Annotated in this window: 23 protein-coding genes and 1 pseudogene; 5 read left to right on the forward strand and 19 right to left on the reverse strand. The window is 65.8% G+C overall.

Annotated features, from left to right (window positions below; genetic code table 11):
• The first annotated feature begins 16 nt into the window (after positions 1-16).
• The 3 genes from HD883_RS03010 to HD883_RS03020 all read left to right on the forward strand — a co-directional run bounded on the left by HD883_RS03010 (position 17) and on the right by HD883_RS03020 (position 2,136).
• Complete coding sequence (locus HD883_RS03010; RefSeq protein ID WP_179587893.1) at positions 17-541, forward strand: GlcG/HbpS family heme-binding protein; 525 nt, start codon at positions 17-19, stop codon at positions 539-541.
• A 177-nt stretch (positions 542-718) separates the two neighbouring features.
• A complete protein-coding gene (locus HD883_RS03015) occupies positions 719-970 on the forward strand; it encodes a GlsB/YeaQ/YmgE family stress response membrane protein (protein WP_179587892.1) in 252 nt (83 codons plus the stop codon).
• 215 nt (positions 971-1,185) lie between these two features.
• The gene (locus HD883_RS03020) at positions 1,186-2,136 is read left to right on the forward strand and encodes a LysR family transcriptional regulator (protein WP_179587891.1); all 951 of its coding nucleotides are present in this window, start codon (positions 1,186-1,188) and stop codon (positions 2,134-2,136) included.
• Between the two features lie 13 nt (positions 2,137-2,149).
• Here the strand turns inward: HD883_RS03020 and HD883_RS03025 are convergent, their stop codons facing one another.
• The 11 genes from HD883_RS03025 to HD883_RS03075 form a co-directional block, all read right to left on the reverse strand.
• A complete protein-coding gene (locus HD883_RS03025) occupies positions 2,150-3,136 on the reverse strand; it encodes a Bug family tripartite tricarboxylate transporter substrate binding protein (protein WP_179587890.1) in 987 nt (328 codons plus the stop codon).
• Between the two features lie 38 nt (positions 3,137-3,174).
• Positions 3,175-3,672 carry a 2,4'-dihydroxyacetophenone dioxygenase family protein gene (locus tag HD883_RS03030; protein WP_179587889.1) on the reverse strand — a complete coding sequence of 166 codons (498 nt, stop codon included), beginning with the start codon at positions 3,670-3,672 and terminating at the stop codon, positions 3,175-3,177.
• Between the two features lie 81 nt (positions 3,673-3,753).
• Positions 3,754-4,752, reverse strand: coding sequence for a 2-hydroxyacid dehydrogenase (locus HD883_RS03035; protein ID WP_179587888.1), 999 nt, complete (start codon positions 4,750-4,752; stop codon positions 3,754-3,756).
• 82 nt (positions 4,753-4,834) lie between these two features.
• Positions 4,835-6,265: an aldehyde dehydrogenase family protein gene (locus HD883_RS03040; protein ID WP_179587887.1), complete on the reverse strand. Its 1,431-nt coding sequence runs from the start codon at positions 6,263-6,265 to the stop codon at positions 4,835-4,837.
• Positions 6,266-6,284: 19 nt separating this feature from the next.
• Positions 6,285-7,937: an acetolactate synthase large subunit gene (locus HD883_RS03045; protein WP_179587886.1), complete on the reverse strand. Its 1,653-nt coding sequence runs from the start codon at positions 7,935-7,937 to the stop codon at positions 6,285-6,287.
• Positions 7,934-9,217 carry a 4-aminobutyrate--2-oxoglutarate transaminase gene (gene gabT, locus HD883_RS03050; RefSeq protein ID WP_373563299.1) on the reverse strand — a complete coding sequence of 428 codons (1,284 nt, stop codon included), beginning with the start codon at positions 9,215-9,217 and terminating at the stop codon, positions 7,934-7,936. The genes HD883_RS03045 and gabT overlap by 4 nt, the downstream gene beginning before the upstream one ends.
• Before the next feature lie 80 nt (positions 9,218-9,297).
• The gene (locus HD883_RS03055) at positions 9,298-9,624 is read right to left on the reverse strand and encodes a 2Fe-2S iron-sulfur cluster-binding protein (protein ID WP_179587885.1); all 327 of its coding nucleotides are present in this window, start codon (positions 9,622-9,624) and stop codon (positions 9,298-9,300) included.
• On the reverse strand, positions 9,617-10,852 hold the full coding sequence (locus tag HD883_RS03060; protein ID WP_179587884.1) for an NAD(P)/FAD-dependent oxidoreductase: 1,236 nt from the start codon (positions 10,850-10,852) through the stop codon (positions 9,617-9,619). The genes HD883_RS03055 and HD883_RS03060 overlap by 8 nt, the downstream gene beginning before the upstream one ends.
• 189 nt (positions 10,853-11,041) lie before the next feature.
• Entirely contained in the window at positions 11,042-11,590 is a 549-nt protein-coding gene (locus HD883_RS03065; protein ID WP_179587883.1) for a 3-phenylpropionate/cinnamic acid dioxygenase subunit beta, read from the reverse strand.
• 9 nt (positions 11,591-11,599) lie between these two features.
• Positions 11,600-12,940: an aromatic ring-hydroxylating oxygenase subunit alpha gene (locus HD883_RS03070; RefSeq protein ID WP_179587882.1), complete on the reverse strand. Its 1,341-nt coding sequence runs from the start codon at positions 12,938-12,940 to the stop codon at positions 11,600-11,602.
• A 165-nt stretch (positions 12,941-13,105) separates the two neighbouring features.
• The gene (locus HD883_RS03075; RefSeq protein WP_179587881.1) at positions 13,106-14,269 is read right to left on the reverse strand and encodes an AbrB family transcriptional regulator; all 1,164 of its coding nucleotides are present in this window, start codon (positions 14,267-14,269) and stop codon (positions 13,106-13,108) included.
• Between the two features lie 58 nt (positions 14,270-14,327).
• Here HD883_RS03075 and HD883_RS03080 point away from each other — a divergent pair, with 58 nt between their 5' ends.
• Together HD883_RS03080 and HD883_RS03085 are read left to right on the forward strand one after the other, a co-directional pair.
• On the forward strand, positions 14,328-14,963 hold the full coding sequence (locus HD883_RS03080; protein WP_179587880.1) for a TetR/AcrR family transcriptional regulator: 636 nt from the start codon (positions 14,328-14,330) through the stop codon (positions 14,961-14,963).
• Positions 14,964-14,965: 2 nt separating this feature from the next.
• Entirely contained in the window at positions 14,966-16,255 is a 1,290-nt protein-coding gene (locus HD883_RS03085) for an MFS transporter (protein WP_179587879.1), read from the forward strand.
• Between the two features lie 11 nt (positions 16,256-16,266).
• Here the strand turns inward: HD883_RS03085 and HD883_RS03090 are convergent, their stop codons facing one another.
• From HD883_RS03090 to HD883_RS03125, 8 genes and pseudogenes are all read right to left on the reverse strand, one after another.
• Complete coding sequence (locus tag HD883_RS03090; protein WP_179587878.1) at positions 16,267-17,112, reverse strand: aldo/keto reductase; 846 nt, start codon at positions 17,110-17,112, stop codon at positions 16,267-16,269.
• Between the two features lie 92 nt (positions 17,113-17,204).
• A complete protein-coding gene (locus HD883_RS03095) occupies positions 17,205-18,755 on the reverse strand; it encodes an MFS transporter (protein WP_179587877.1) in 1,551 nt (516 codons plus the stop codon).
• Between the two features lie 106 nt (positions 18,756-18,861).
• Positions 18,862-20,157 (reverse strand): RNA polymerase sigma factor, encoded by a 1,296-nt coding sequence (locus tag HD883_RS03100; RefSeq protein ID WP_179587876.1) that lies wholly within the window; start codon positions 20,155-20,157, stop codon positions 18,862-18,864.
• A gap of 8 nt (positions 20,158-20,165) precedes the next feature.
• Positions 20,166-20,633: a VOC family protein gene (locus HD883_RS03105; RefSeq protein WP_257021971.1), complete on the reverse strand. Its 468-nt coding sequence runs from the start codon at positions 20,631-20,633 to the stop codon at positions 20,166-20,168.
• Between the two features lie 86 nt (positions 20,634-20,719).
• Positions 20,720-21,118, reverse strand: a complete 399-nt coding sequence (locus HD883_RS03110; protein ID WP_179587875.1) for a YciI family protein — start codon at positions 21,116-21,118, stop codon at positions 20,720-20,722.
• Between the two features lie 122 nt (positions 21,119-21,240).
• Positions 21,241-21,594 (reverse strand): YciI family protein, encoded by a 354-nt coding sequence (locus HD883_RS03115; protein WP_179587874.1) that lies wholly within the window; start codon positions 21,592-21,594, stop codon positions 21,241-21,243.
• Positions 21,595-21,686: 92 nt separating this feature from the next.
• On the reverse strand, positions 21,687-22,643 hold the full coding sequence (locus HD883_RS03120) for a bile acid:sodium symporter family protein (RefSeq protein ID WP_179587873.1): 957 nt from the start codon (positions 22,641-22,643) through the stop codon (positions 21,687-21,689).
• A 490-nt stretch (positions 22,644-23,133) separates the two neighbouring features.
• A pseudogene (locus HD883_RS03125) lies at positions 23,134-23,922 on the reverse strand (exodeoxyribonuclease III); the annotation flags it as partial.
• Positions 23,923-24,161 lie beyond the last annotated feature (239 nt).

Genomic DNA, 24,161 nt, shown 5'->3' on the forward strand with positions numbered 1-24,161 from the left:
TTGAAGGAGTCGAATGATGGCGAAGGTCACGATTGCAGAATGCCGTACGTTTTTTCTTGCTGTGACGGAGAAGGCGGCCGAGATGGGCGTGCCGCTGTCGATGGCGGTGGTCAGCGCGGAAGGGCACTTGATCGCGCTGGAACGGATGGACGACGCGGGCTTCATCACGCCGGATACGGCGCGCGCCAAGGCCTATACCGTGGCGGCCTTTCGTTCCATGAGCCCGCGCTTCCAGGACGGGCTGATCATCCAGCAATGGTTCAAGGAACGTAACCCGCAGATGATGATGAATGCGTCGGTGTTCTCGAACGGGCAGATCGTGGCGTCCGGGGGTTGCGCGCCGATTTTCAAGGGCGACGAGATGGTGGGTGCCTATGGGATCAGTGGGGCCACGTCGGACCAGGACGAGATCATCGGCCAGTACGCGCGCGCAAGAGTCGGCTGGAATCACAAGCCCGAGAACGACGACACGCCGGAGTCGGTCAAGCAGCACATCAATGAAATTTACGGGAAAGTTGGCTTGGACAAGCGGGCACTCTAAGCGGCTGATGGCAACAGGCGGACCGCACGATCCGGCGGCATCCCAAGCTGCAGCGGGCTTTCCAGGCGGATCGTCTTGCTTTGGTCATCTGCGGGAACGATACTTGCTCAGCCGCCATGCCACCGCGCAGTGCAGGGTGCAATGCGCGGCCCCACCCGTTTTCCCAAGGAGCAGTCCATGTTTTCTCTCATCGGCACCATCATCGTAGGGTTTGTCGTTGGTCTTATTGCACGCGCGGTGAAGCCGGGCGATGACAAGTTGGGCTGGGTCATGACGATCGTGCTGGGTATAGCCGGTGCACTGGTTGCCGGATATCTGGGCCGTGCGCTGGGCTGGTACAACGAAGGCGAACCGGCAGGCTGGATTGCTTCGGTCGTCGGCGCGGTCATCCTGCTGGTGATCTACGGCATGGTGCGTCGCCGCGCGTAAGCGAGCAAGGCCGGTCGCCCTTGGGCGACCTGGCAGGTAAAAAAGGGAGGCTTCGGCCTCCCTTTTTTTGTTGTGGCTCACCACTCAGGCGTTCCCGATACCGCGCCGCCGTGTCGTTGTTCAAAATCGTTGATTCTCGCAACGAAGCCGCGTCCGGGCTTCACATCGTTTGCATCATTGCCTGCGATGCGGTCAGCAGATATCATTTTCCCGCCATGGACATCAGCAAACTCGATCTCAATCTGCTTCCGGTGTTTGAAGCGCTGTATATCGAACGGAACGTGACGCGTGCGGGTCGGCGTGTCGGTCTGTCGCAACCTTCCATGAGCAATGCGCTGGTCCGGCTGCGCACGCAGTGTGGCGATCCGCTGTTCGTGCGGACGCAGGCCGGCATGGAGCCGACGCCGTTTGCCACGGACCTGTCGGTCACTGTGCTGCGCGCGCTGGAACTGGTGCGCAACGGCCTGGAGCAGGCGACCGGGTTCGATCCGGCGACCACCACTCGCAGCTTTACCTTGCTGATGTCGGATTTTGCGCAGTTCCTGGTGCTGCCGCCGTTGGTGGCGCGCCTCAAGCGGGAAGCGCCGGGCGTGAACCTGCATGTCAGCAACATTCCGCGCGAGCAGTATCGCGGTGCACTGGAAAGCGGCGATGCCGATCTGGCGGTGGGCAATCTGCAGGAGCTGCAAAGCGGCTTCTATCAGTCGGGCTTGTGGGTCGATCAGCACGTCTGTGTGATGGGCCGGGACTTTCGCAAGGCTGGTCCGAACATCACGATGGACGAATACATTGCCGCGCGGCATCTGGTGGTGTCGGCCAATCGAACGGACCTGGGTATCGACCTGGAACTGGACAAGCACGGCAGCCGGCGCGACGTGGCGTTGAGTGTGCCGAACTATCTGGTGCTGGCGACGGTGCTGGCGCAGACCGACCTGGTGGTGACGGTGGCGGAGGTGATCGCGCATGCGGTGACAGCGTCCAAGGGGGTGACGTGGTGCCCCTTGCCGTTCGAGACACCGCACTCGCACATTCGCCAGTTCTGGCACGCACGCTTTCACAACGACACGGCCAATACCTGGTTGCGCAGTCATATCGCGGCCTTGCAGATCGGCGCCACGTTGCGCAAGGTCGGTAACGAAAGCCGGTCGGGCGGCGCCGCCGCGTGAAGCGGCGCGGCGCTTACTTGCCGAATTCCAGCGACACGTTCGCCTTTCTGGCGATGCCTTCCCAACGGGCGTATTCGGCCTCGTTCAGGCGCGCGAAGGCGTCGGCGTCGAGCGGCCGCGGCTCGAACCCGGCGGCTTCGACCTTGGCCTGCATGTCCGGCGCTTTCAGGCCGTCGGAGATGTCCTTGCCCAGCTGCGCGACGATGGCCGCCGGCATCTTCGACGGACCATAGATCCCCAGCCAGCTCGTGACCGAAAAGTCGGCGACGCCTGCTTCTCCCATTGTCATGACATTGGGCAGATGCCGGGACCGGTACGAACTGGTGACTGCCAGCGCCTTGAGTTTCCCTGCCTTCAGCAGCGGTAGCACGGGCGGCAGATTCGAAAAACAGAAGTCCAGATTGCCGTTGACGGTGTCCACCAGGGCCTCGTTGCTGCCCTTGTAGGGTGCGTGCATCAGGCTCAGGCCGGCGGTCAGCGCGAACAGTTCGGTGGTCAGATGGGATGAGGTGCCGAGCCCGTTGGTGCCGTAGCCCAGCGGCTTGGGCGAACGTTTGGCGTAGGCAATGAGTTCTGCCACGCTGTTGGCCGGATGGGACTGGGCCACCACCAGGACGTTGACGAATTCCGCCACCTGGGCAACGGGAACGAAGGACGCCTTGATATCCAGCGGCAGGTTGCGCACCGTGACCGGCAGGATGACGTTGCCGCCCAGGCCGCCCACGATCAGGGTGTAGCCATCGGCCGGCGCATGGGCCACGTACTGGGCGCCGATGACACCGCTGCCCCCGGCACGGTTTTCAATGACGGCCGGCTGGCCGTACTTGCGGAAAAGAATGTCGCCCACGATGCGCGCGGCGACGTCGGTCACGCCGCCGGCCGTGTAAGGCACGACGATGCGCAAGGGCTTGGCCGGGAAGGTGCCCTGGGCTGACGCGGGCAGGTTCCAGGAAAGGGCTGCCGCGCTGCCGATGACTTTCAATAGGGTTCGACGATCCATGGTGCCTCAGGGTGAAGGTGCGTGATGTGCCGCGGCGGCTAGCGGATGAACTGGTCGACGTAGTCCTCGCCCAGGCCGACTTCGCGGTAATGCTTGCGGCACATGTCGATCTTGTTGAAGACATCTTCATACCCGACCTGGCGGCCGGCGTCATCGAGATAGATCATGGCGCCGCTGACATTGAAGAAGGTAATCATCTCGTCGCTTTCGTTGTCGGCGTCAACCACCAGGGTGTGGATCTCGCCCGGGGGCTCGAACGCAAACGTGCCGGCGGACGCGACCCAGTCGTGTTCCAGGTAGCGCCAGGAACCCTTGATCACGTATGCGAACACGGGGGCGGGGTGGATGTGGCGGCTCAATACGCCCGAACGGCGGACACGCAACAGATTGCACCAGCCCCCTGACAGCGTGTTGAAGAACAGCGGTCGGAACCAGACGTTGGGCGCCTGGAGCACCCAGACACGTTCGTCGGAAGGAATGGCTTCGATGGCGACTTCCGGCTGGATGCCGGTCATCTGCTGCAGGATCTGACTCATGGCAATGCGTGTCCTTGAAGTTACGTGGCCCAATGAGCGCGCGTTTCCAAGAGCGCGCGTCGTTGGTCGTTCCGTCTGCGATCAGGCAGCGCGGCGTTGGGCAGCAGCCCAGGTGTCGGGGTTGACCATGGCCTTGGGCTGCGTGCCCGCCATGGCGTCGAGCAGGTTGGCGACGGCCAGGTCCATCATGGCGCGGCGGGTTTCGACGGTGCCGCTGCCTACGTGGGCCTGCAGCACGACATTGGGCAGGCTGCACAGCGGACTGTCGGCGGGCAGGGGTTCCTTTTCCATGACGTCGAGCCCGGCGCCGGCGATCTTGCCTTGCTGCAGATGCGCGATCAGCGCCGCTTCATCCACCACCGGACCGCGCGCGGTGTTGATGAGGTAGGCGGTAGGTTTCATCATGTCCAGTTCGGCCTTGCCGACCGCGCCGCGGGTTTCGGGCGACAGCGGGATATGGACGCTGACCACATCCGACTGGCTGAACAGGGCGTCGCGCTCCACATAGGTGGCCAGGCCTTCGGCCTCGGCGGCTTGGTCGCGCCGACGGTTGTGATAGACAACTTTCATGTCGAATGCCTTGGCGGTGCGGGCCACCAGCGTGCCGATGCGGCCCATGCCAAGCAGGCCCAAGGTCTTGCCGGCAATGTCCATGGTCAGGGGCGCGGCGCCTTTGGTCCATGCACCACTGCGCACAAAGGCATCGCCGGCAACCATGCCGCGCGCCAGGCAGATCAGCAGGCCGATCGTCAGATCGGCGACCGCGCGGTCCAGCACGCCCGGGGTGTTGCAGACCAGGACCTTGTGTTCGGATGCCATGGGTACGCTGATGTTGTCGAAGCCGACGGCGTAGTTGGAAACCACGCGCAGCTTGGGCAGGGCAGCCAGCTGGTCCTTGCCGATGGACGTCTTGAGGGTGCACAGCACGCCTTCGACCAGGGCACGGTCAGCCTCGGGAACGGCTTCGCTCAGGGAAGCGCCGGGGGGCACGTCGATGATTCGGCACGCGGCGGCGACTTTGGCGCGCAAATCGGCGGGCAGGGTGGCGCTGATGACGACGGTAGGTTGGGATGACGACATGGTTCCTCGCAATGAAGGGGAGTGAATCGGTAATACCGTTGTTTGTGTCAAACAACCGGTTGCTTGAGTGAGTGAAGGTGGGTCAGGGGGCCGTATAGGCCGTCTTGACGGTGGTATAGAACTCGGCGGCATAGGTGCCTTGCTCGCGCGACCCGTAGCTGGATCCCTTGCGGCCGCCAAACGCCGCATGGTGATCGGCGCCGGCGGTCGGGCAGTTGACCGTGACCAGGCCAACCTGTGCCTGGCGCTTGAAGTGCGTGGCATGCTTGAGCGAGCCGGTGCAGATGCCGGCGGACAGGCCATATTCCGTATCGTTGGCCACGGCCAGGGCTTCCTCGTAACTGTCCACCAAGATGACCGCAGCCACCGGCCCGAAGATTTCTTCGCGGCAGACACGCATGCTGTTGTCGCAGTCGGTGAACAGCGCGGGCGAAAAATAAAAGCCGTCCGTATCGCGGCGCAAACGCTCGCCACCGTGGACGAGGGTTGCGCCTTCGTCGCGGCCGATCCGCAGATAGTCTTCGTTTTGCTGCAGCTGACGGGCATCGACGACCGGGCCGATGTCGGTGCCGGGCAGCAGGGCGTTGTCGGTGCGCAGGCTGTCCATGCGCGTCTTCATGGCCGAAACGAAACGATCATGGATGCCGCGTTGAACGATCAGGCGGCTGGATGCCGTGCAACGCTGGCCGGTCGAAAAGAAGGATCCTTGCACCGCGCAGTCCACGGCGCGATCCAGGTCGGCATCGTCCAGGATCACGAGTGGATTCTTGCCGCCCATTTCCATCTGCACTTTGGCCAGACGGCGCATGGCCGCCTCCGCAATACGCTTGCCGGTTGCGGCCGACCCGGTAAAGCTGATGGCTGCCACGCGGGGGTCGTCCAGAATGGCCTGGCCCACCACAGTGCCACGGCCCATGGTCAGGTTGAAGACCCCCGGCGGCACGCCATGGCGGCTGATGATATCGGCCAGCGCCCAGGCGCAGCCGGGCACCAGCTCGGCGGGCTTGAGCACGACGGTGTTGCCAAAGGCCAGTGCGGGTGCGATCTTCCAAGCCGGAATGGCCAGCGGGAAATTCCAGGGCGTGATCAGACCGACCACACCGACGGGTTCGCGGGTGATGTCGACGTCGACACCCGGGCGCAGCTGCGGCAGCCGATCGCCGCGCAGGCGGACCGCTTCGGCGGCAAAGAAGCGGAAGATAGTGCCCGCGCGCCACGCTTCGCCCGTGGCCTCGGCCAGTGTCTTGCCTTCCTCGCGGGCCAGCAGCCGGCCCAGTTCGTCCTTGCGGGCGATCAGTTCCGTGCCGATGGCGTCGAGCATGTCGGCGCGCTGCAGGGCGGTCGTGCTGCCCCAGGCCGGCGCGGCGGCTTCGGCGGCGGCAATGGCATCGTCCACCTGCGACAGGGTGGCTTGGGTGTAGACCCCGACCACGTCGGACGTGTCCGACGGATTGATGTTGCGGGTGATGCCGTCACCTTCGACCCAGTGTCCGGCAATGTAGTTGGCGTGCATGGCGACTCCACGAGAGACGTTAGGGAAGGACAACCTCGATCAGCTTCGGGCCCGGTTCGGCCATGGCGCGGCGGAAGGACGCGCGCAGTTCGGCGACGGTTTCGACCCGGTCGGCGTTGACGCCGAAGCCGCGCGCAAGATGCACCCAGTCGATATCGGGGCGCGACAGATGCAGCAGGTCGGTCACGGCCGGGCTGACCAGGTCATAGCCATTGCGGCGCATCTCGTTGATCAGGATGTTGTAGCGGCGGTTCGATGCAATCAGGATCGTTGCATCGACGCCTTCGCGTGCCATCGACCACAGCGTCTGGATCGTATAGAGCGCGCTCCCGTCGGACTGCAGGCCGATGACCTTGCGATCGGGCGCAGCAATGGCGGCGCCGAATGCGGCGGGAATGCCTTGGCCGATGGCCCCGCCTGTCAGCACGATGGTCGAATGGCGCTGCGCTTCGGCTGCGATGGCGTTGAACGGGAAGGCCAATGTCTGGCCCTCGGCCGACACGATGGCGTTGGCAGGCAGGTGAGCCGCGACGACGCGCGCGGCCGATTCGGCGGTCAACGTGTTGTCGCGGTCGTGGTCCTGCGCGGGCGGGGGAGCCTGGACGGACTGCACCGGCAAACGCAGGGTCTCGGCCAGGGCCCGCAACACCCCGCGCGCGCCTTCACTGCCGCCGCACAGCGGAACCGTGCGGGCCGGGTCGCCCAGGAAGCTGGGATAGCCTGGCGCGCCAAAGAAGGCGACTGGCCGTTTGGCGCCGATCAGCGCCACGCAATCGAAGCCGAGCAAATAGGGATGCGCCTGTTCGGCCGACGGGTTGAAGCGCCGGATGGCCGGCAAGCCGCCGCCATGTTCGCTGCGGGCGGGAAAGGTCTCGCCCACGATGTCGACGTGGCCCAATGACCGGAATCGCAGCGCTTCGATCAGTGCCGCTTCATGCAAGGCATCGGCGCCCAGCAGCAACAGGGTGCGTTTGCCCGCGGCTATGCCGGCCGCCACACGGTCGATCGCTGCGCCATCCATGGGCGCGTCGATGGGCTTGGCGACGGCGGCGTGCAACGGTGCGTCCATGGGCGCGGCTTGCAGATCCATGGGCAGGATAAGGCTGTGAATGCCGCCGCCCGGCGCCACGACGTTGTCGAGCGACTGGCGGGTGACGGACGCCAGCGATGCCACCGAGTCGGCGCGATACACGCCCGCGGATACCGGCCGCGCGAGCGATTCGATGTCGCTGTTCAGCGGCGGGTCGGCCTCGATGTGCCACGACATGTGTTCGCCGATGACGTTGTAGATGGCCGATCCGGCGCGACGGGCGTTGTGCAGGTTGGCGATCGCATTGGCGAAGCCCGGGCCAAGATGGGTCAGCGTCATGGCCGGCTTGCCGCTGATGCGGTAGTAGCCGTCGGCGGCGCCGGAACAGACGCCTTCGAACATCGTCAGGATGGGCCGGACGTCGGGCACGGCATCCATTCCGGCGACGAAGGGGAGTTCGGTCGTGCCTGGGTTGGCGAAGCAGACGGTCAGGCCGGAGGCGGCGGCGCTGCGCAGCATCCAGTGGGAGCCGGTCTGGGGGCCGGTTTGCGTGCCGGTTGGTGGGCTTGCCTGCATGGTGCATGGCTTGCCTGCGGGCATGCCTGATTCGGAGTGATCCGATGCGGCGGAGAGGGTCGTCATGCGGTGTGCTCCCGGCGCAGCACGTTGGCCAGCGCGGTGTCCAGAATGTCGAGGGCTTCGTTGAAGATGCCGACCGGCGTGTTGAGCGGAAACAGGAAGCGGATCGCGTTGCCGTAACTGCCGCAGGTCAGCAGGATCAGGCCCGCATCCAATGCCTCCATGCGCAGCGCCTGGGCCAGCGCGGCCGATGGCTTGCCGTGCTCATCGCTGAATTCCATCGCGATCATCGGCCCGAGGCCGCGCACGTCCGTGATCTCGGTATGCCGCTCCTGGGCGCGGGCAAGGCGTTGGCGCATCGTGCGCGCCAGCAGGTTGCCGTGCTCCAGCAGCGCTTCTTTTTCGAACACGTCCAGGACGGCATGGGCCGCGGCGATGGCCAGCGGTGCGCCGGCATAGGTGCTGCCCAGGCCGCCGGGTGCGGGGGCGTCCATCACCGACGCGCGGCCGACGACGCCTGACAGGGGCATCCCGCCCGCCAGGCTCTTGGCCACCGTCGTGATGTCGGCAGCCACGCCAAAGTGCTCCATCGCGAACATCGTGCCGGTGCGGCCGACGCCGCACTGGATCTCATCGGCAATGAGCAGGATACCGTGCGCATCGCACAGCGCGCGCAACTGACGCATCAGGCTGACGGGCGCGGGATAGAAGCCGCCTTCGCCTTGCACGGGTTCGATGATGATGGCCGCGACGCGGGACGCTTCGACGTCGTAACGGAACAGGTCCTGGATCGCCGCCATCGTGTCCGCCACGGCGGCACCGGTGCCGTCGGCAGGGAAGGGGGCGCGATAGACATCGCCCGGCAGCGAGCCGAAGCCGATCTTGTACGGCGCGACCTTGCCCGTCAGCGCCAGGCCCATCATCGTGCGGCCATGAAAGGCGCCGTTGAAGCTGATGATGGCAGGGCGGCCCGTCGCGGCGCGGGCGATCTTTATCGCATTTTCGACCGCCTCGACCCCCGTGGTGAAGAACACCGTTTTTTTCGGGAAGTCGCCGGGCACCATGGCGTTCAGGCGTTCGGCCAGGGTGATGTATTCCTTGTACGGAAGCACTTGGTAGCAGCTGTGCATGAAGCGGCGCGCCTGGTCTACGACGGCGGCTTCGACGCGCGGATGGCGGTGGCCCACATTCAGCACGCCAATGCCGCCCGCAAAATCGATATAGCGCTTGCCGTTCTCATCGAACAATTCCGTGCCCTGCGCATGCGACGCATACACGTCGGTGGCAATGCCCACGCCGCGCGGGCACGCCGCGTCTTTCCTTTCGTTCCAAGCCACGCTCACGACCTTCTCCCGATAATCGTATTTAGATATTTGTCCTGCCGACCGATTCCCTGCTGACCGCCGCCCTGCTGACCCGTCCTCTACAGGCCGAGCTGTTCCGCCGGGACGCGCACGACGATGCCGTCCAGGCTGTCATCCATCACGATCTGGCAGGCCAGCCGGCTGCCTTCCGTGCGTTCGGGCACGATGCCGAGCAGGGCACTTTCCGATGCATCGGCTGGCTTGAGCCGCGCCAGCCAGTGGCCATCGACCTGCACATGGCAGGTGCCGCAGATCGCTCCGCCACCACATTCGGCGTCGATGCCCGCGATCTCGTCCCGCCGCGCGCCCTCCATCAGCGTCCATCCTTCGGGAATGTCGACCGTTTCGCGATCGCCATCGGGGTGTTCAAAAATCGCGCTAGGCATGCTGGGGCTCCGTAAGCAAAGGGGCACACGCGGGTGTCTCGGCGGACAGCGGCGCGGCGATCAATCGGGTTTTCTGGACGAAGTCGATGGGGCTGTCGACCGCTTCCACAGCGCGCAAGACGCCGTGCTGGAAACGTTCGACGACCCAGCCGCGGTCGGTATGGGTGACGTGATCGTCGATCGGCGCATCAAGCAGAACGAGGCCGGCCATCTGCAGCCGCTTGCCGCATTGCTCGGACCAGAAGGTGGGCGGGCGCAGCGCGGCGACGGGCTTGCCGGCCAGCTGCGCGGCTACCGTGCGCGCCTGGAATAGCGCGTTCTGCACGCTTTCGATCCGGCAGCGCCGCTGGCCATGCTGGCTATGCGCGTTGGCGCAATCCCCGATGGCATAGACGCCGGGGGCGGAGGTCTGGCACAGCGCGTCGACTTCGATGCCGTCGTGACACGCGATGCCGGCCGCCTCGGCCAGTTCGGTATTGGGCAGTGCGCCGATGGACACCAGCAGCAGGTCGGCATCGAACTGCGCGCCGTCCAGCGTTGCGGGGGGGTGCGCCGCGCCACCATTCACGGTCACGCGCCATTGGCCTGGCTGGCCTTCACAGCCAACTACCGAGACACCCGTGAACAACTCGACGCCCGCATCCCGATGCAGGGCCGCAAACCGTGCTTCGGTATAGGGCGACGCCTTGCCGGCCATCAGCCGGCCGTTTTCGAGCACCGTCACGTGCAGGCCGAGCTTGGCCGCGGTGGACGCGATCTCCAGGCCCAGGTAGCCCGCACCGATCACGACCAGGCGTTGGCCGGGCACAAGCTCGGGCTTGAGCCGCAGTGCGTCGTCCAGCGTGCGAATGGCGTGGACTTGCGCCGCATCCATGCCGGGCAGCAGGCGGGCGCGGCCACCGGTGGCAAGGATGCATTCGCTGTACCGCAGCGACTCGCCACCCGCCAGGTCCACCGTACGCGCCACCGTATCGAGCCGCGTGACACGTTCGCCGCGGCGCAGGGTGATGCGCGCCTTGTCGAATGCGGCCATGGGCTTGAGTTGAACGCGCTCAATATCGAGCGCGTCCGACAACATCGCCTTGGAGAGCGGCGGCCGTTCATAGGGCAGGTGGGGTTCGTCACCGATAAGAAGGATGTCCTGCGGCACGCCTGCCTGCCGCAGCGCAAACGCGCATTCGACACCGGCATGGCCGGCTCCAATGACGATGACGGGCAAAGGGTTCATGGGGCACTCCACAAAAGACGGAAGACTTCACAGCGGCATGACGTGACGGCCGCAAGGCCGGGCGACCCTGGGTGCTTGCGGCGGCGCCGAGGTACGGGCGCGAGCCGTCCCCGCCCGCGCCCGGTGGCGCGGGAGATGTCATGTCTCGAAACAGCGGATCTGCAGCCAGATGCCTGGCCGCCGCGGCGCCTAGAAAAAGACGGTCAGCGCCTTGCCGAGCAGCACCGTCTGATCCAGGTAGATCTCGCGGCGCCGCACCTGCAGGCCGTGTTCGGTGCGCCGCAGCGTATCGACGCGCTTGCCGACGAACCACGCCACTTCGCCTTCCAGCCGGTTCTGATACACGATGAAGCGGCACTTGCTGCGCACCTCATTGGCCGCGAGCGTCTGCCCTTCGGGAGCGCCCAGCAGGCGCACGTTGGTGATCAGGTGCGAGGTCCGCGAGGCCGGTTCTTCGGCCCAATGGATGCCCGTGTTGATCTGCGCGACGCGCTGGCGCAGTGTCTCGATGCCTTCATCGAACCAGGCGACGTCCAGCCCTTCGCGGGTGTATTCCTGTTCGCGGGCATCCCGCCGGACGTTGCGCACGACCGGCATCCAGTAGCGGATGTCATCGGCAAGCAAGGCCAGCCATTCGTCGTAGCGGCGTTCGTCCAGCAGGTCGGCTTCGCGATAGAAGAACTGCTCGATTTCCTGTTGCACCGAGGCCGGTTCGATGTCCAGATAGGTCTGTGTCATGTCTCGTCCTCAGTCGTTGGCGCCGGCCATCAGCTCGGTCCACGACGTGCCCGCCATGAATGCGGCCCATCGCACGTAGTAGTTGCGGTTGGTCTCTTCGGTGAATTCACCGGTGGTGACGGCGCCCTTGAGTCCCGGTACCGGCTGTTCGTGGCCCATGCCCATCTGGTAGTTGTAGGCCAGGGTGCGGGCAATGGTGCCGGTGCTGGATTCGGTGGCATAGCACCAGTTTTCCATGTCGTCGGACTCGGTCATTCCGCCCGGGCCGGAATAGCGCAGGTAGTAGGCGCGCGCGGCTTCCTTGACAGCGGCGGGGGCATCCTTGTCCACCAGATAGATGCGCCACATTTCGGTTTCGGTGGCGCTGATCGGATGGAAGACGGCAATCGTGCGCGGCTGGCGCCCATGGATCGCCATGTTCGGGAAGATGGTGCCCACGCTGTGCAGCACGCGCATCTTTCCACCCAGGCGGTTTTCGCGGTCTTCATAGACCTGGCGGTAATAGGCCTCGACTTCCGGGTACTTGCCATACAGCGGCGCGTACGGATTTTCTTCGGTGTAGGGCGCGCGGCCGACCAGACCATGGCCCAGGTTCTTGAACGAGATGGACACGCGGTTGGGGGTGGGATCGCGGCGTCCCTTGCCCCCGGGTCCGATGCCGACGATGTCGACCGAGCGATGGCTGATGTCGTGGTACAGGTCGGCGTTGAAGTTTTCGGCAGCGGTTTTCCAGTTGCACGGGATGCGCCACTTCTGCACGCCGCCGATCATTTCCGATCCGCCTTCGCGGCCATCGCGATGGTCCAGCGCGAAGTCCAGGTAGAGCTTCATGTCGCCCAGGTAGTCTTCGAATGACGGTGCGTCGGCGTCCCACGTGGCCCAGATGGAGCCCTTGTAGTTCACCAGCTTGGCGACGCTTTTCAGGCCCCAGGCTTGCTTGTCGAGTTCGGAAAAGTAGTGGGTCTTGTAGCCCGGCACGCCGACCAGTTCACCGGCCTTCTCGACCAGGCGGCCGTCGGTGGAATAGCTCCAGCCGTGATAGGGACAGGTGAACGTGCGGTTGTTGCCGTGGTCATAGCGGCACAGTTTCATGCCGCGATGCAGGCAGCTATTGAGCAGGACCTGGATCTCGCCCTGACGATCGCGGGTCAGGATGACGGAGTCGGTGCCCATGCGGCTGACGAAATAATCGTCGGGATTCGGCACCATGCTTTCGTGGCCGACAAAGAGCCAGGCACGGCTGAAAATCTGCTCCATCTCCTGCGTAAAAATGGTGTCGTTGACGTAGACCTCGCGGCTGACGGTGCCGGTTTCGCCGTCGACGAGGTTGCGTAGGGACGCCTGGCTCATGCTGTTTCTCCGTGATATCCGACGGATGACGATGCGACTGTCATCGTGCTGTCGTACTGGAGGCTAAGGTAGGCCGGGCGCCTGGCAGTGTCTACGCATCGCCCGCCATACCCTCTATGGCTGGCGCGAATGACGGTGCGAAAACCGCGCTGCAGCGCGGTCCGTTCATCGGGTGGGGATGTCCTTGATGCCCGATCGGCGTGCAATGAACCGGGCAAGGCCAGGCCCGATCAGCAGGACGACCACGAAACGGCCGGTCTGCATGGCCATCACGAATGGCATGTCGACGTTGCTGGACGCCGCGATGATGGCGACCGAATCGGCGCCGCCCGGACTGGTGGCCAGGTAGGCCGTAAGGGGATCGATACCGGCAAACACCACCAGCATGACGGCGAATCCGCCGCATACGGTAATCAGCGTGACGACGGCGATCAGGACTTGCGGCAGCGTCTTCATGGCGTAGCTCAGGATGGGGCGGGTGAAGCGCAGGCCGATGCTCCAGCCGACCAGGCCGTAGGCCAGGGCCAGCAGCCACGGCGGCAGCACCAGCGTCATGCCGAATACGTTCTGCAGCACGATCCCCACCACCATCGGCACCAGCAGCGGCCCGGCCGGAATCCGCAGGCGCAGCGCCACCCACGCGCCGCCCGCGGCCAATGCCAGGGTCTTGGCAAAGTCCACCGGGTTGAGCGGGGGGAACCACAGGATATGCGCGACCGGCGCGGTGGCCGCGACACTGGCGTCGCTGACCCAGATGCGGGTCAGGGTCGACGCCACGATGGCGACCAGCACCACCCGCACGTACTGCATGAACGCAACCAGGCGGAAGTCCGCGCCATAGGCCTCGGCCATCAAGGTCATGGCCGACGCGGCGCCCGGGAAGGCGCCCCAGATCGACGTGGTGCCGGGCAGCACCTGCCAGCGTGTCATGAGCCATCCGATAATCACACTTGCGACGATCACCGATCCGACAGCCAGGACAAATACCGGCCAGTCCTTGAGCACTTCACCCAGCAGTGTGGCCGGAATGCTGTGCGCGATCATGCAGCCGATCAGCCCCTGGGCCAGCAGGAAGGGGCGCTTGGGCACGTTCAGCGTGCCGTCCACGTAGGCCACGATAATGGCCGCGATCATTGGCCCCAGCAGCAGCGCGGCCGACAGGCCGGCCAGTTCCAGCAGCGTCGCGAACACGATCGACAGCACAAGCAAGGCCGCCCAACGCTTGTACGGAACGCGGGGCTTGCCGCCAGGAGCAGGCCCGCCAGCAGGCGTGTCCGGGGTCGCGGTCAGGGAAGGGGGCGGGGAAACGTGAGGTTGAATGGGGGACATCGCGGCACACGGCTGTGCGAGAATGCGAGGATAGACTCGCAAATCAGGATTGTTGAGGATGGCCTCGCAAAAGTCAATCGCCGTTGCCACTGCGCGCGAACCCAAACGCGAACGCGGCATGCAGCGCGTGGCCGCGATCCTGGATGCCGGCGCGGCCGTGTTCGCGGAAAAGGGCTACGACGCCGCGACGATGACGGAAGTTGCCGCGCGATCGAATACGGCGATCGGATCCCTTTATCGTTTTTTCCCGACCAAAGAAGTCCTGGCGGATGTGTTGCTCACCCGCTACGGCGAACGTATCCACGCATCGCTCGATGCCATCACCGCCGATGCGGCCGGACTGGACGCGGCAGGCTTGGCCGATCGGCTGGTCGACCTGATGAGCACCCTGCGGTCCGACCGCGCCGCGGCCATCGCACTGATGGACGCCCGGGGCGATGCGGATGGTCGCCGCAGCCGCTTGCGCGCGGACATGCGCGCGAGCCTGGTCGGCATCCTGGCCGTGGCCGGCAAGGTGCCGCCCGCGCAGGGCGCGCGCGTCGCTGCCACCTTGCTCAGCCAGATGCGCAGTGTCGGGCCGCTGATCGACGAAGAGGCGGCCGGCTTGCCGGGTCTGCTGAACGAATTGCGGACCATGTTGCAGTGTTACCTCGCCCACGTGTTCGGCACGGCGGGCGCCAAGCGGAAGCCTTGACGATGTCGACCCCATCCCCCGCAACGACCGCCGCCGCCGGCACGACTGACAGCGCATCGGCCAGCGCAACGGCCAGCGCAACGGCCGGCGCCGATGCCGCGCCCGAGCCTTCGCAGCGGCGCAATCTGCACCTTCTGGTGGCCGCGCAGTCGCTGGGCGGTGCGTCGGCGCCCATCATCATTTCGCTGGGCGGCCTGGTGGGGCAGATGCTGTCGACCAACCCGGCGCTGTCCACCTTGCCGGTCAGTCTGTACAACCTGGGGGTCGCGCTGTCGACCATTCCGGCCGCCCTCATCATGCGGCGCATGGGCCGTCGTATGGCGTATCTGCTGGGCGCCATGCTGGGTCTGGTCTCCGGCCTGATCGCGGCCTGGGGCATCGCCCGCAGCGACTTCATGATGTTCTGCGTGGGCACGACCATGGCCGGTTTCTATGGCGCCTGCGTGCAGAGCTACCGGTTTGCGGCGGCGGACATGGCGGCGCCGGCCTGGCGTCCGCAGGCCATTTCGCGGGTGATGGTCGGGGGGCTGATCGCCGCGGTCATCGGACCGCAGGTGGTGATCTGGACCCGCGATGCCTTGCCGGCCGCGCCGTTTGCCGGCAGCTTCTTCGGTCAGGCGGCCCTGGCGTTGCTGGCCGTTCCGCTGATTGCGATGCTGCGTATTCCGCCGCCGGCCGCCGTGACCACCAGCGGGTCGGGCCGGCCGTTATCCGAAATCGCCATGACGCCGAAGTTCATGGTGGCCGTCACGGCCGGGGTCGTGACCTTCGGGCTGATGAGCTTCGTGATGACCGCCGCGCCGATCGCCATGGTCGGTTGCGGGCACACCGTCGGTGAAGCCGCGCTGGGCATCCAGTGGCATGTGCTGGCCATGTTCGCGCCCAGCCTGTTCACCGGCCGGCTGATCGCGGCCATCGGCAAGTACGCCATGACCGCGCTGGGCCTTGTGCTGATCGCGGCGGCGGCCTTGATGTCGTTAGGTGGCCTCGACCTGTTCAACTTCTGGGGCGGCCTGGTGCTGCTGGGGGTGGGCTGGAACTTCGGCTTCATCGGCGCAACGTCCGTCGTCACCGACTGCTATCGGCCGGAAGAGCGAGCCAAGGTGCAGGCCCTGAACGACTTCCTGGTGTTCGGCACGGTGGCCCTGTCGTCCTTCAGTTCGGGCCGCATGCTGGGCGCGGCCGGCTGGGATGCCATCAACCTGATGATGTTCCCGCTGGTGGCGGTGGTGCTGGTGATGCTGGGCGGCCTGCGCTGGCACGAAATGCGTGTGGCAGGCCGGGCGGCGTAACGGCGCCCGCCTTACAGCATCGGCAAGCCCCGCGGCTTCGCGCCGCGCGGAAATGCCTTGTCGATCTGGATGATCTCGTCATCGCTCAGCATGATGTCACCGGCCCCGGCATTGGCTTGCGTGTGATCCGCGGTGGACGCCTTCGGGATGGCGAAGACGTCATTGCTGCGGGTCAGGAAGGCCAGTGCAACCTGCCGTGCCGTGGCCCCATGGGCGTCGGCAATGGCCGCCAGCACCCGACCGCCGGCGCTGTCCGGGGACGGAAACGCGTCCTGTCCGAAAGGGCTGTAGGCCACGACCGCGATCTGGTTCTCTTCGCACCACGGGATGACGGCGTGTTCGATGGCGCGCTCTTTCAGGTGGTAGAGCACCTGGTTGCAGGCAATGCGGCCCGGACCCAACACATCGATCGCTTCTTCCAGGTCATCGACATCGAAGTTGCTGACGCCGAAGCTCAGGATCTTGCCCTCGCGTTGCAGGTCTTCGAAGGCGGCAAAGGTCTCCTCCAGAGGATAGGATCCGCGCCAATGCAGCAGGTAGCAGTCCAGCCGGTCGGTGCGCAGCAGCTTGAGCGAACGTTCGCAGGCGCTGCGCACGCCGCGTTTCGACGCGTTGGAGGGCACTACCTTGGACACCAGGAAAACCTCGTCTCGACGGCCATCGATCGCCTCGCCCACCAGCGCTTCGGCGTCTCCGTCGCCGTACATTTCGGCGGTATCGATGTGCCGCAAGCCCAGGTCCAGGCCGCGCTGCAATGCGGCGATGGCCTGGGGACGCGGCGCGAGTTCCAGGTTCCATGTGCCCTGACCGATGATCGGGACCTGGCGGCCGGTGCCGCCGAAAGGACGTTCTTGCATGATGGCTTCCTCAGCTGGACTGCGGCCGACATGCTAGCAGCGAGTCAGGGCGCGCTTCCAACGCCGTTACCATCGGTTGAAAGCGCGCCGCCTCAGACCTTGGGCGGCAGGGTGCGCAGGATCCGCGCCGTCAGCAACCCGGCAAGCAGTACCAGCACGCCGCCGACCAGCGCCGTGAATTGCAGTGCACTGACGAATGCCTCCCGCGCCACCAGCAGCAACGCGTCGGCGACCGGGCCGGGGGCGCCGTGCGCCGTGGCGACCGCGCCGCCCAACGTGGCGAGCGACGTGGCGCGATCTTCGGGCGACAGCGCTGCAGGCAGCCCATCGCTGACCGCCATCCGGTAGATGAGCGTGCCCAGGCTGCCGAAGATGGCAATGCCGAGCGCGCCGCTGAATTCGGCGCTGGTCTCGGAAATGGCGGAGGCCGACCCGGCGCGTTCCGGCGGCGCAGCCGTCACGATGATCTCGTTGCCGACGGTGAACACGGGCGCCATGCCCAGGCTCATGACGATCGTGCCGGCAATCAGGGCAGACAGGCCCCACGATGTGCCGGCCATCCACACCAGCGCAAAGCCGATCGACGATGACAGCAGCCCCCAGATCATGATGGTGGCGGGCGCGACATGGCGTGACAGCCGCGGCGAAAGCAGGGACCCGAATACGAAGCCCAGTGCCCAGGGCAGCAAGGCGACGCCTGCCATCAGCGGCGACAGGCCCAGCACTAGTTGCAGGTACTGGCTGATGTAGATGTAGACGCCGAACATGGCCAGGCAGGACAGGGCATAGGCCGTGATGGCCGCGCTGAACGGCCGGCTTTGAAACAGGGCCAGGTCGAGCAGCGGATAGGCCAGCGTGGTCTGCCGCCGGATGAACACCGTGCCGACGCCCAGGCCGACCGCCAGCAGCGCCAGTGGCAACGCGTGCAAGCCATGCTCGGCCAACTGCTTGAGCGCATAGATGATGCTGAGCACCGCGAACAAGGACAGGGCAACGCTGACCAGGTCGATGCGGCCGGCGTTCGGGTCCTTGTATTCGGGCAGCAGCGACGGCCCGACAATCAACAGCAGCGCCATCACCGGCAAGGCCAGCAGGAACACCGAGCCCCACCAGAAAAATTCCAGCAGGACACCACCGACCAGCGGGCCGATCGCGCTGCCGACTGAAAAGCTGGCGATCCAAACGCCGATTGCGAACTGCCGTTGCCGCTCGTCATGGAACATGTTCCGGATGAGCGACAGGGTCGAGGGCGCCAGCGTCGCACCGGCAATCCCGAGCAGCGCCCGCATGGCAATCAGCATGCCGGCCGAGTCGGCAAAGGCGGCCAGCGTCGAGGCCACGGCAAAGAAGGCGGCGCCGATCAGCAGGAGCTTGCGGCGGCCGATCCGGTCGCCCAGCGTTCCCATGGTGATGAGGAAACCCGCCACCAGAAATCCGTAGACGTCGATGATCCAGAGGAGCTGCGAGCTGGACGGATGCAGGTGTTCGCTGATCGCGGGCAGGGCCAGATTGAGTACGGTCAGGTCCATGGCATAGACCAGACAGGGCAGGGCGATGACCGCCAGGCCTATCCATTCCCGGCGGGTGGCGAGGGTGCGGGCCTCGGGCGACGGGGCCGATTCAGTGGGGGGTGCAGAGGTCATGACGAACACATTCAGGAAGGGGCGGCCACAAGCGTTCCGATGGCGGGACGCGGCGCGCAACCGGCAAGGGTGCCACATTTGAGGATGTCACACCAATATGGCCGACTCATGTCGGCGCGGCAGGGGGCTCCGTCGGCAGGGCCGCCGCCCGTTCGAGCAAGGCCGCGCGTTCGCGGGCATTGCGGGTCAGGTCCGCGGCGCACTGGAAGGCGGCCCGTGCCTCGGCATGCCGATGCAGGCGCGCCAGCAGGTCGCCGCGCACACCTGGCAACCACGGGTAATGGGCCAGCGCCGGATCGCGCGCCAGTTCGTCCACCAAGTCCAGCGCGGCCTGCGGACCCTCGGCCATGCTGACGGCCACCGCGCGGTTCAAGGCCACCACCGGCGATGGGGACCGCATCATCAACACGTTGTAGATCGCAACGATCCGCCGCCAGTCGGTGGCGCCCGCCGTGGCCGCGCGTGCGTGGCAGGCAGCCAGTGCGGCCTGCAACGCGTAAGGCCCGTCGGCGCCGCCCAGTGCCTCGGCGCGCGCCAGGGCCGCCAGCCCCCGGTGAATCAGCAGCGCGTCCCAGCGAGTCCGGTCCTGGTCGGCCAGCAGCACGGGCCGGCCCGCCGCGTCGACCCGGGCAGCAGCGCGCGATGCCTGCAATTCCATCAAGGCCAGCAACCCCTGCACCTCGCTTTCAGCCGGCGCCAGCCGGGCCAGCACGCGCCCCAGGCGGATCGCTTCGTCGCACAGCGCCGGACGCATCAGGTCATCGCCCGCGGTCGCTGTATAGCCTTCATTGAAGATCAGGTAGATGACTTCGAGCACCGAGGCAAGCCGTTCAGGCCGGGCCTGAGCATCGGGTACCTCGAAGGGCACGGCGGCGGCTGTCAGCGCCCGTTTGGCGCGGACGATGCGCTGCGCGATGGTGGGTTCGGGGACCAGGAACGCGCGCGCGATCTCGTCGGTGGTCAGGCCGCCCAGCAGCCGAAGCGTGAGCGCGACTCGGCCATCGGTGGGCAGCACCGGATGGCACGCGGTAAAGATCAGCCGCAGGAGATCGTCGCCCACGTCGTCCTCCCGGGCCGCGGCAACCTGGTCGGCCGGGTCCGGCGCCGACGCGCCATACAGCACTTCCTGCTCGTGGCCGTACTGCTCGTTCTTGCGCGCGTGCAGCGCCTGCTGGCGCAGCCGGTCAAGCGCGCGGTTGATCGCCGTCGTCATGAGCCACGCGCCCGGATTGTCGGGCACCCCGTCGCGCGGCCAGCGTTCGAGCGCGGCCACCAGCGCGTCCTGCGCCAGTTCCTCGGCCACGCCGACGTCACGCACCCGCCGCGCGACCGCCGCAATGACGCGCGCGGACTCGATCCGCCAGACGGCGTCGATCGCACGATGGGTGGCCGTGGCGTCCACGTGACCGGTCAGGTGGTGGCCTGGTGGTCGGGGCTGCCGGATGGCGTCCCGGCGGGTTGTGGCGGCTGCATTTCGGGCGGCGCGGCGCTCATGTCCATGAACATCAACTCCCAGATGTGGCCGTCCAGGTCGGTAAATCCGTGGGCGTACATGAAGCCGTAGTCCATGGGCGGCTGCGGTGCCGTGCCGCCGGCCGCAAGCGCCTTGGCCACCAGGTCTTCCACTTCCGCCCGGCTTTCACAGGACAGGCAGGTCAATACTTCGGTGCTGGTGTGGGCGTCGCTGATGGGCTTGGGCGTGAAGCCCCGGAATTTTTCATGCGTCAGCAGCATGGCAAAAATGTTCTCGCCAAGGATCATGCAGGCGGCGGTGTGGTCGGTAAAGCGCGGCTCGAAGGTCAGGCCCAGCGCCGCAAAGAAAGTCTTGCTGCGGGGCAGGTCGGCGACGGGCAGATTGACGAAAATGTGTTTGTGCATGGCGGTGTCCTGTGAAGGCAAGGGTGGGTCCAGCGGTGGCTGCGGGGTTGCTGTCGCGGTGGCTATCGTTGTGGCTATTGTGGTGGCTACATCGATGGCCGGGTCAGCGCGTCGGGCAGGTCTTCGGCTTCGTACAAGGGGCGCACTTCGATTTCGGCGCTGGCCCCCGCGCCCATCGGATTCGGGAAGCGTCTTGCCCATTCCATGGCTTCATCGCGTGAGCGTACCTGGATCAGCGTATAGCCGGCCAGCAACTCTTTGGTCTCTGCAAAGGGCCCGTCGATGACGGTGCGGCGATCGCCTGCGTAGCGGATGCGCCAGCCAACGGCGCTTGGCTTGAGCCCGGCGGCGTCGAGCAGGACGCCCGCCCTGGCAAGGGCATCGTGGTACTCGGTCATGGCGGCCATCATGGCCGTATCGCCGAACAGGGTGCTAGCTTCGGTTTCAGTCTCGGGCGTGGCCCGGACCAGGATCATGAAACGCATCGGGGTCTCCTGCAAGGCGGGAAGGTTCGCCTCTGCCCCTACGACGACCCACGATGACCGGAATCGACACGGGCTCGACAGGAAATGTGCGCCGCGCGAAAAAATTGTTTCAGTGGTCCGGTTCAGAAGTAGCAGGGCGCGACTTCGCGGACTTCGACCGTGCACCATTCCGCCGCCGGGCAGGTGCCGGCGATCTCGACCGCTTCATCACGGGTGGCGCAGTTGAGCAGGAAGAAGCCCCCGACCATTTCCTTGGCTTCGGCAAAGGGGCCGTCGATGAGGCGCTGGCGGCCATCGCGCTTTTGTACGCGGACGGCTTTTTGTTGGGAGACAAGGGATTCGCCGGCGACCAGCAGGCCGCGAGCGTGAAGGTCCGCACCGAAACCCAGCATGCGGTCGTACAGGGCACGACCTTCGGCCTCGGTGCGTTCGCTGCGTTGGTTGACGGGTTCAACGATCAGAAGCATGTAGGGCATGGCGGCGTGCTCGGCGGCAGGACGGGCCCCGATTCTTGCAGATTCCCGCGCGCCGCGCAGCCCCGGCCTGCGCCGAGGGCTGGCGGGCGAACTCAGACGCGCGGGGCGGCGTCCTGGCGAGTGTCGTCCTTGAAGCGGCGGAACAGCGTCGCGGCCAGGGGGCCCGAGATGTTGTGCCACACGCTGAAGATCGCGCTGGGCACGGCGGCCAGCGGCGAAAAATGCGCGGTCGCCAATGCGACCCCGAGGCCGGAGTTCTGCATGCCGACCTCGATCGAGATGGCCTTGCGTTTGGCCACGCTCATGCCAAAAGCCTTGGCCAGGCCATAACCGATCAGCAGACCCAGACCGTTGTGCAACACAACCACCGCGAAAATCATCAGTCCACTGCTGGCAATACGCGCCTGGTTGCCCGCCACCACGGCCGCGACGATGGCAACGATCGCCACCACTGAAATCAGCGGCAACACGGCGACGCCATGCTGGACGCGCTTGCCCAGCACATACTGTGCGGCCACGCCGAGCGCGATCGGCAGCACCACCACCTGGACGATGGACCAGAACATGGCCGCGGCGCTGACCTCGATCCACTGGCTGGCCAGCAGGTAAATCAATGCAGGCGTGACGATGGGGGCGACCAGCGTCGTCACCGATGTGATGGCGACCGACAGCGCCACATCGCCGCGAGCCAGGAAGGTCATGACGTTCGATGCGGTGCCGCCAGGGCAGCAACCGACCAGGATGACGCCCACGGCCACTTCCGGGGGCAGGTTCAGCGCCTGCGTCAGCAGCCAGGCCAGGCCCGGCATGATGATGAACTGGCCCGCCACGCCGATCGCGACGTCGCGCGGGCGGCGCACCACTTCACGGAAATCTTCCTTGGACAGCGTCAGGCCCATGCCGAACATGATGACGCCGAGCAGCGGCACGATGTACTTGCCCAGCCACGTGAATTGCGCTGGTGCAAAGAAGGCGATGATGGCAAACAGCAAGACCCAGATGGCGAAGGTATTGCCGACGAAACGGCTGAGGCGGGCGAGGGCCTGCATGGACGATTCCTGTGACGGGCAGACGCGCGCGGGTCGTTGAATGACCGGGCGCACGTGGGGAAGGGACGGACGGCAGTGGGCCGGTCCGGAAAGGGCGGTAGTGTACGCCGGGACGGCGCGGGCCGCAGGGCGCAGGGCGGACCGGACGGTGACGCGGGGCCGGGCGCCGGAACGCCGGCTGCCCGCTTCCTCAGCCCGATATCTTCCGCGCGGCGGTTCGTCGGGATGGCGCTTTGTGGGCGGAAGGCTTCGGCGCAGTGGCGCGCGTTGCAGGCGATGTTGGCGTCGCCGGTGGCGCTGCTGGCCGTTTGGTCTGTGCGGGTTGGGTCTGCGCGGGTTGGGTCGCCGAGGCTTTCTTTGCAGGGGGCGGTGTTGCGGGTACTTGCTCTGCAGCCGCTGTCTTGGAGGCTGACTTCTTGGGTGCTGCCTTCTTCACTGCAGCCTTTTTGGGTTCGGCCTTTTTGGCTGCGGTCTTCTTCGCCGCCGTTTTCTTCACCGCCGTCTTCGCTTCACCCAGCACGATCCATGTGGGTGCGTGGTCGCTGGCATGCGGCAGGTCGCGCACCCACCGGTCGACGCCGGCCGATTCCAGTCGTGGCGCCAGATCCTTGCTCAACAGCAGATGATCGATCCGCAGGCCCGAGTTCTTCTGCCAGTGCTGGCGGAAGTAATCCCAGAACGTGTAGATGCGTTCGTCGGGATACTGCGCGCGCAGCGCATCGGTCCAGCCCTGGTCCACCAGCCGCGCAAAGCACTCTCGGCTCTCGGGCTGCAGCAAGGCATCCTTGAGCCAGGACTTGGGGTTATAGATGTCGTCATCGGTCGGCACGACGTTGTAGTCGCCCGCAAGCACCACCGGATGGCCGCTGTCGAACAAGGTCTGCGCATGCTTCAGGAAATGCTCGAACCAGGCCAGTTTGTAGTCGAACTTGGGGCCGGGTTGCGGATTGCCATTCGGCAGATACAGGCAGCCGATCAGCACCCCGTTCACCGCCGCTTCCAGGTAGCGGCTGTGTTCATCCTTCTCGAAGCCGGGCAAGCCGCGCCGGGTCTCAACCGGGTCCGTATCGCGCGCCAGGATCGCCACCCCGTTCCACGACTTCTGGCCATGCGAGATCACCCCATACCCGGCAGCCCGGATCTCGTCCGCCGGAAACGTCGCGTCCGTCGTCTTCAACTCCTGCAGACACGCCACGTCCGGCGCCTCCCGCCCCAGCCACTCCAGCAAAGCCGGCAAGCGGGCCCGGATCCCATTGATGTTGAAGGTAGCAATCTTCATGAAGGCGCCAGCCGATAGTATGAAAATACGATTGTGCCGCCAGCTCCCCGCCAATAACACAGCAACGTGTTACCCCATGCATCGCCCCGGTAGACCCCCGAAACACCATGACCACCACCGATGGGGGGGTTATCGAACCATCAAATTGCCGCTATCCTCCAATCACGACACGCAAGCACACACTCCCCCCAGGGACGCCGCGGATCCGGCTCTTCCGGTCCGCTGGTGTCGCCCCTGGG

It is taken from the genome of Pigmentiphaga litoralis (assembly GCF_013408655.1).
Classification (GTDB): Bacteria; Pseudomonadota; Gammaproteobacteria; order Burkholderiales; family Burkholderiaceae_B; genus Pigmentiphaga; species Pigmentiphaga litoralis_A.

Excerpts from the sequence above, each read along its gene's own strand:
- HD883_RS03045 (WP_179587886.1), bottom strand. The coding sequence starts at position 7,937 with ATGACGACCCTCTCCGCCGCATCGGATCACTCCGAATCAGGCATGCCC.
- HD883_RS03040 (WP_179587887.1), bottom strand. The coding sequence starts at position 6,265 with ATGCACGCCAACTACATTGCCGGACACTGGGTCGAAGGTGACGGCATC.
- HD883_RS03115 (WP_179587874.1), bottom strand. The coding sequence starts at position 21,594 with ATGCCCTACATGCTTCTGATCGTTGAACCCGTCAACCAACGCAGCGAA.
- HD883_RS03025 (WP_179587890.1), bottom strand. The coding sequence starts at position 3,136 with ATGGATCGTCGAACCCTATTGAAAGTCATCGGCAGCGCGGCAGCCCTT.
- HD883_RS03060 (WP_179587884.1), bottom strand. The coding sequence starts at position 10,852 with ATGAACCCTTTGCCCGTCATCGTCATTGGAGCCGGCCATGCCGGTGTC.
- HD883_RS03120 (WP_179587873.1), bottom strand. The coding sequence starts at position 22,643 with ATGCAGGCCCTCGCCCGCCTCAGCCGTTTCGTCGGCAATACCTTCGCC.
- HD883_RS03065 (WP_179587883.1), bottom strand. The coding sequence starts at position 11,590 with ATGACACAGACCTATCTGGACATCGAACCGGCCTCGGTGCAACAGGAA.
- HD883_RS03030 (WP_179587889.1), bottom strand. The coding sequence starts at position 3,672 with ATGAGTCAGATCCTGCAGCAGATGACCGGCATCCAGCCGGAAGTCGCC.
- HD883_RS03090 (WP_179587878.1), bottom strand. The coding sequence starts at position 17,112 with ATGCAAGAACGTCCTTTCGGCGGCACCGGCCGCCAGGTCCCGATCATC.
- HD883_RS03095 (WP_179587877.1), bottom strand. The coding sequence starts at position 18,755 with ATGACCTCTGCACCCCCCACTGAATCGGCCCCGTCGCCCGAGGCCCGC.
- HD883_RS03015 (WP_179587892.1), top strand. The coding sequence starts at position 719 with ATGTTTTCTCTCATCGGCACCATCATCGTAGGGTTTGTCGTTGGTCTT.
- HD883_RS03035 (WP_179587888.1), bottom strand. The coding sequence starts at position 4,752 with ATGTCGTCATCCCAACCTACCGTCGTCATCAGCGCCACCCTGCCCGCC.
- HD883_RS03010 (WP_179587893.1), top strand. The coding sequence starts at position 17 with ATGGCGAAGGTCACGATTGCAGAATGCCGTACGTTTTTTCTTGCTGTG.
- HD883_RS03020 (WP_179587891.1), top strand. The coding sequence starts at position 1,186 with ATGGACATCAGCAAACTCGATCTCAATCTGCTTCCGGTGTTTGAAGCG.
- HD883_RS03110 (WP_179587875.1), bottom strand. The coding sequence starts at position 21,118 with ATGCGTTTCATGATCCTGGTCCGGGCCACGCCCGAGACTGAAACCGAA.
- HD883_RS03075 (WP_179587881.1), bottom strand. The coding sequence starts at position 14,269 with ATGTCCCCCATTCAACCTCACGTTTCCCCGCCCCCTTCCCTGACCGCG.
- HD883_RS03070 (WP_179587882.1), bottom strand. The coding sequence starts at position 12,940 with ATGAGCCAGGCGTCCCTACGCAACCTCGTCGACGGCGAAACCGGCACC.
- HD883_RS03055 (WP_179587885.1), bottom strand. The coding sequence starts at position 9,624 with ATGCCTAGCGCGATTTTTGAACACCCCGATGGCGATCGCGAAACGGTC.
- HD883_RS03085 (WP_179587879.1), top strand. The coding sequence starts at position 14,966 with ATGTCGACCCCATCCCCCGCAACGACCGCCGCCGCCGGCACGACTGAC.
- HD883_RS03105 (WP_257021971.1), bottom strand. The coding sequence starts at position 20,633 with ATGCACAAACACATTTTCGTCAATCTGCCCGTCGCCGACCTGCCCCGC.
- HD883_RS03080 (WP_179587880.1), top strand. The coding sequence starts at position 14,328 with ATGGCCTCGCAAAAGTCAATCGCCGTTGCCACTGCGCGCGAACCCAAA.